4 protein-coding genes are annotated in these 5482 nt (G+C 44.8%); 2 read left to right on the top strand and 2 right to left on the bottom strand.

The annotated features are described in order from the left end of the window. Positions 1-319: 319 nt before the first annotated feature. A complete protein-coding gene (locus LYNGBM3L_RS06185; RefSeq protein WP_008180381.1) occupies positions 320-1108 on the bottom strand; it encodes a DUF4058 family protein in 789 nt (262 codons plus the stop codon). Positions 1109-1488: 380 nt separating this feature from the next. On the opposite strand from LYNGBM3L_RS06185, the gene LYNGBM3L_RS06190 reads away from it, so the two are divergent. Together LYNGBM3L_RS06190 and LYNGBM3L_RS06195 are read left to right on the top strand one after the other, a co-directional pair. Further along, positions 1489-3072, top strand: a complete 1584-nt coding sequence (locus LYNGBM3L_RS06190; protein ID WP_044492368.1) for a tyrosinase family protein — start codon at positions 1489-1491, stop codon at positions 3070-3072. Positions 3073-3084: 12 nt separating this feature from the next. Then, positions 3085-3513 (top strand): hypothetical protein, encoded by a 429-nt coding sequence (locus LYNGBM3L_RS06195; protein ID WP_008180385.1) that lies wholly within the window; start codon positions 3085-3087, stop codon positions 3511-3513. A 269-nt stretch (positions 3514-3782) separates the two neighbouring features. On the opposite strand, the gene LYNGBM3L_RS06200 is transcribed toward LYNGBM3L_RS06195, so the two are convergent. Continuing rightward, positions 3783-5482, bottom strand: a 1700-nt coding sequence (locus LYNGBM3L_RS06200; protein ID WP_008180388.1) for a CHAT domain-containing protein, incomplete at its 5' end; no start/stop codon positions are given.

Consider the following 5482-nt stretch of genomic DNA (forward strand, 5'->3'; position numbering starts at 1 on the left):
CGCGGCGGGTGTGGTGGTTACGCGCAGCGTGACCGCTACACTTGCCAGCGCCCTAGCGCCCGCTCCTTTCGCTTTCTTCCCTTCCTTTCTCGCCACGTTCGCCGGCTTTCCCCGTCAAGCTCTAACACCAAGTAGAATGCGCGAATTGGGAATTTAGCAACAGATGTGTAGGGTGTGTTAGGGGCGGGCTTGCCCTAATTTTCCACTTCGTCGCCAGTATTAGAATAGCCCGCCCCGTAACGCACCACCAAGTAGAATGCGCGAATTTAGAATTAGGAATTTAGAAAAAATTATCTGTACCTGATAACTATGAAAATTGCTATATAGCAGTTTTCAACAATTCCTTAGCCCATATCCGATTTGTTTCTGATAAAGCTGGTACTGGCTCTTGGTCATAATCGAGTTGATAATCATAACCCCCTCGCTCATAAACGCTATTAATTATAGCTTGTAAATCTACTATCGCTTCAGAATCTTCTGGACGTAATGGTAGGGAAAAAGCTGGTAGCTGCTCTGGGAGATTATAAGTATACAATTCGCCTCGTGGACGATGCTCCTCTCGACTAACCAAAACACGATAATCGCTATCGATAGTATTATCTAAGAGTGGCATTGGTTTCCAGCCTCTGAGCAAATCGATTTCCACTAAATTGGTCAAGCTTCCTAACACCCGTTGGCGTTTTTTTAGGTAAGTTTCTCTCCCTTCACCAGAGCGCTTATTTACTGGAGATAAAACTTCGATAGCGGTTACCACAGCACCGGTAGTCATATCTCTTACTTCCAAATACCCTTGCTTGATTTGTTCAGGCATAGGAACCATTACTGTTACTGGTTTTGTGGTTGGTGACGCAACAGCAACCTTAGAGCTGGAAGAATCTTCAGTATTCGGTTGACGTTTAACAGTAACATCAGGAATTCCCACTAATAAGACGTCATCTTGGTTACTTTTATTAACCTGATAAATTCGCTTTTCAATAGCTACTTTATACTTCGGACGTACCTGAGGAATTAAAGACTCAGCAATTAAACTAATCAACCAATGATGTACTTCTGGCCATAAATCCGGATGCTCTAAATACGGATCCATACCGGGAAAGATTGACGGCATCCCTTAACCTCCCATCAGCTCTGTCTTCTAGGTTAACAGAGGGATTAGGGAGTCGGGGTAAGAGAGGGAAGTGTGGGAGGTGATCCCAGGTGTGGGGAGATGGGGGGATAAGGAGTTAAATGAGCAACGGTTGTGTCCCCCCCTGATTAAGAATTCCTAGTTTCCATGGTGCGTACAAGCTGCTCGCCCGATACCTACACATAGCAATTATAAATCAGTTGTAAAATCGGCAAAATCTGAAATTATTGCAGGGCTTGGGTTATAGCGTTGGCTAAGGCCACTATATTTTATGACTCATATGAAATTGCTATATATAGTAGTATTATTACAAGATGTCAAATGACAACTTGTCATTCACTTGTAACTATCTCATTAGAGTCATGACAGATAACAAAGATTTAACAGGACTTTCCCGCAGAAGTTTTCTTGTTGGTACAGGCAGTATCCTCTTGGCATCAACATTGCCCATAGGACAGGCCTCTGCCCAAACAACCACCTATATCCGCCGCAACTTATCAGATCCATCAGCACCCCTGAAGAGTTATAAAAAAGCAATCAAAGCAATGTTGGAGCTGCCGCCCTCCGATCCTCGAAACTGGTACCGCAACGCCTTTATTCATATCCTCGATTGCCCCCACGGCAACTGGTGGTTCCTGCCCTGGCACCGAGGCTATCTTGGTTGGTTTGAGAAAACCTGCCGCAAACTCAGTGGCGACCCCAATTTTGCTTTGCCCTATTGGGATTGGACTGAGCAACCCTCTATTCCAGAGGTCTTTTTTGAGGGGGTACTTAATCCCTCCCATGAAGCCTTTATTTCCAGCTACGAAACTTTTAAGCAACAGTTCCAAGATCCCATGAGTGATTTTTGGAACTCCCTATCTACAGATCAATTATGTCAACAGAAATTGCGTAGATACTGCTCAATTGATGATGTTTGGCAAGCTATAGAAAACCCAAAGGCTCCGATGTTCTACCCTGACGACTATGCTCGTGCGCTAACCGAGCTGTGCTCTGATTTCGACTATCACACCAGTATAGCAGTCTCAAAAGATACTATTAAAGAAGCTCTTGCTCCCAGCAATTTCATAGAGTTCGGTAGTGCTGTCGCCGAGTGCCATAATAGCCAAGAGACTAGTTTCGCCGTTCTTGAGGGTCAACCCCATAACCTCGTCCACAACAACATCGGTGGTTTCATGGAGGAATTTCTGTCCCCTGTCGATCCGATTTTCTTCATGCATCATTGCAATATAGATCGACTATGGGATGTGTGGACCCGTAAGCAAGAAAATTTGGGTTTTCCGACCCTACCTAAAGGTGAAAAACTAGCCAAATGGCAAGCAGAACCCTTCCTGTTTTTCATTGATGAGAATGGTAATCAAGTTCAGGCAAATACGGCGGGGGATTATGCTACGATTGGCGACTTCAATTATTTCTATCAGCCTGGCTCTGGTGAGGACCTGCTTTCAGCATACCAGAAGGTCAGGACCGAGCCAATAGTCTTTTCTGGTGAAAAAATCAGTCGCTCGTTGAACTTCAAGCAGTTATCCAAGAGGAATGTTAAAGTTCCTCAGGAGATCCTTAAAGCCGCTGTGGCAAGCAGCAATGGATCCAGTATTGTTCCTGAAATTACAAGTATTGTTGCTGAAATTACAATTAACGTTCCAGCCAATTTGCGGGATGTTAGATTTAACGTTTTAGTCAATTCCCCAGAAGGACAAGACAGGATTGGGTTATATAAAACTCACCTTGTAGGAGCGTTGGAGTTGTTCGGCACACTCCACCACAGCGGTCCTGTAACCTTCACCCTTCCACTGACTCGTGCATTGAAGGCTTTGGCTAAGAAGAAGAAACTAGATCTAGATATAGATCAACCTTTACAAGTCGGCCTTGTGCCGGATAGCAAGAGGATCAGGTGGGATTCCTTAGAGGCAACCCTTGAATCTGTGAATATCAAAATCTTCTAGGACACTACTGTTATGGAAATGATGCTGAAGCGCTTTACTTTAGTAATTTTTGCCAGTCTATGTCTGTTTCTTGGGGGAGGGATTCAATATTCCCACGCTGCTGATTTGGCGGGGCAGGTGACCTTGGCGTTGCCCCGCACTCCAGCTCACGATGAGGCAGTCAGAGTAAGGATCTCTGCGGGGGTTCTACCTCGCCGTTCCAGTATTGTGGTGCGGTCGATGGATGGTAGAATTCTAGGGACGGTTTCTCCTTTTGGGGTGAGGCCAGGCCAGCCTTCGGGAGTTTACACGATTCCCCTGCCGGAGAGGGTTTTGAAGGATGGAAAAGTGTCTTTAGTGTTGCAACTTAAGCAGAAGGGTGCGAAGGGGGTTCGTGCTCCCAGTGCAGAAGAGTTCTTGGGGGCAGAGTTGGTTTATATTCCCATTACACCTTTTGATTAGACCTGGAATTTAGGCAAACTGAAATAAGCCAAATCAACCAGGAAGATTGGCCTTGAGGACACAAGAAAAAGCCTGATCCATGAGAGGGTAGCTTTTGGGTCTAGGCTTTTTCTGTATCAGTTCAACCAAATAGGAACCTAAAGGGCGTAAGTATAGCAGTCGCCAGGGTAATTAGGACATGACAAAAGTCTCAAACTACAGTTTGGCTTGAGTTTAACTTCTGACTTCTGACTTCTGACTTCTGCTATACCTCACCCAATTAAAAACTGCTATAATCCATTCCCAATTAAAATAAACGGTGCCCAATAAAAGGGATGCTCCAAACCATACTCTACTTTGGTAATTAAAGCAATTTGAGCTTGTCGGAGGGCTTCGGCTTTAGTAACGTTCCCCTGTTTCAAGACCTCATAAAATTTATTCATCAAGACTTGGGTACCTTTGTCATCCACGCTCCACAGGGATGCGATCGCAGCATCGGCACCAGCATTTTGCATCAGATAACCAAAACCCAGGATTTCTTTGCCATCCCCCAATTCTCCCCCTAAGCCGGTCTGACAGGCACTGAGCACTACTAAATCTACATTGGGGAAATTCCATTGTTCCACCTCGTCAACGGTAACATGACTGCCATCACCAAACAGAATAAATGAATCTTGTTTAGTTTTCTCGAACACAGCGTGGGTGGCTAGATGCACAATGGAATAGTCATTCATCTGATAAATGGTATCCTCATGAAACTGTTTATCGATGAATAGCTTAGTGTTGGGAAAGGTTTCTGCCAGACCCTCAACTTCTGGTTTGGTAAACGCTAAGGCTGGAAATTCATGCTGTTTATCCCCGATCTCAATCCTATGCTCTTTGGTGACCGCTGCCGCAAACACGTCTAACTGTGGTGTGGGTTTATTATCTAGGGATGTTAGGCTCAGAGCAGTAATCTGATTAACTCTCAACCGCTCAATTAACCATTGCTCGCCATCATACAAAGCCCCCAGGGGAATATAGCGCAATTTGCCATCAGGAGCATAAATAATAGTTTTGGCATTAGCTTTGGCTAAGTCAGCTTCAATCGGTTTAATTAGCCACTCGTACAGTTGCTCGACGTAAATTTTGTAATTATTGCTCCCATTGCCAACGGTTTGGCGGAAGTTGTCAATCGCTCTTTCCACGTTTTTTCGGTTTGCCTTAACCGTGCGGTGAATTGGGGGAGCATCAGGGGTGACTAGGACTAATTCCAAACGGTCATCTAATACTAGGGGATAGAACATAACCGCATCCTGTTCCAATTGCTGGAGTTGCTCTCGTAATCGTCGATCGTAATTCTTTAGGTCTAAGTTTTCTGCTTCTGTGGTTTCCCTCAATTGTGCCAAGGAAGCTTTTACCTCTGGACTCTTCAGGGAATCTTGAAAGTCTTTCCTGAGCTGGGCTTGATTTTTCCTAAGTTGAATGATTCGCTGTTGCTGGGTTTGGGTGCGCTTATCCGTAACAATAGTTTCCAGTTCACTGAGTTCTTGATCCAGGGCAATAGCTTGGTCGATAATTGGTTGGATACCCTTGAGGATTTCCTGTTCTTCAGTCAGTTCTGTAATGCCATCAACGGTGTTATAATTCCCTAGCAGATTACTGAGGTAATCCTCCAACTCCTGGACTTTCAGTAAATCGAGCACCCGTAGGGCTTCTAACACTCGATCTTTTTGCAGCAGTAAATCAGCCAAGCGCCGATAGTCTTGGGCAAAAGTGTTGGTAAAGGATTGTTGTTGTTCAATGGGCAGAACTTTTAAGTCTTTGCGGATCCCTTCTCGGACATTAACCGATTGTTTAAAGAAGGTAATCGCTAATTCCGATTGGTTTTGGCTATCATACAACTTACCGATACCAGCCAGAATTTTCCCTTCCGTTAAGCGAGTGCCAAGGGTTCGGGAAAGGGCTAAGGCTTGTTGATAAGCTGCTAAAGCCTCGGGATAGTTTTCTA

The sequence above is a fragment of the Moorena producens 3L genome (genome assembly GCF_000211815.1).
Lineage (GTDB): Bacteria > Cyanobacteriota > Cyanobacteriia > Cyanobacteriales > Coleofasciculaceae > Moorena > Moorena producens.

Excerpts from the sequence above, each read along its gene's own strand:
- LYNGBM3L_RS06195 (WP_008180385.1), top strand. The coding sequence starts at position 3,085 with ATGGAAATGATGCTGAAGCGCTTTACTTTAGTAATTTTTGCCAGTCTA.
- LYNGBM3L_RS06190 (WP_044492368.1), top strand. The coding sequence starts at position 1,489 with ATGACAGATAACAAAGATTTAACAGGACTTTCCCGCAGAAGTTTTCTT.
- LYNGBM3L_RS06185 (WP_008180381.1), bottom strand. The coding sequence starts at position 1,108 with ATGCCGTCAATCTTTCCCGGTATGGATCCGTATTTAGAGCATCCGGAT.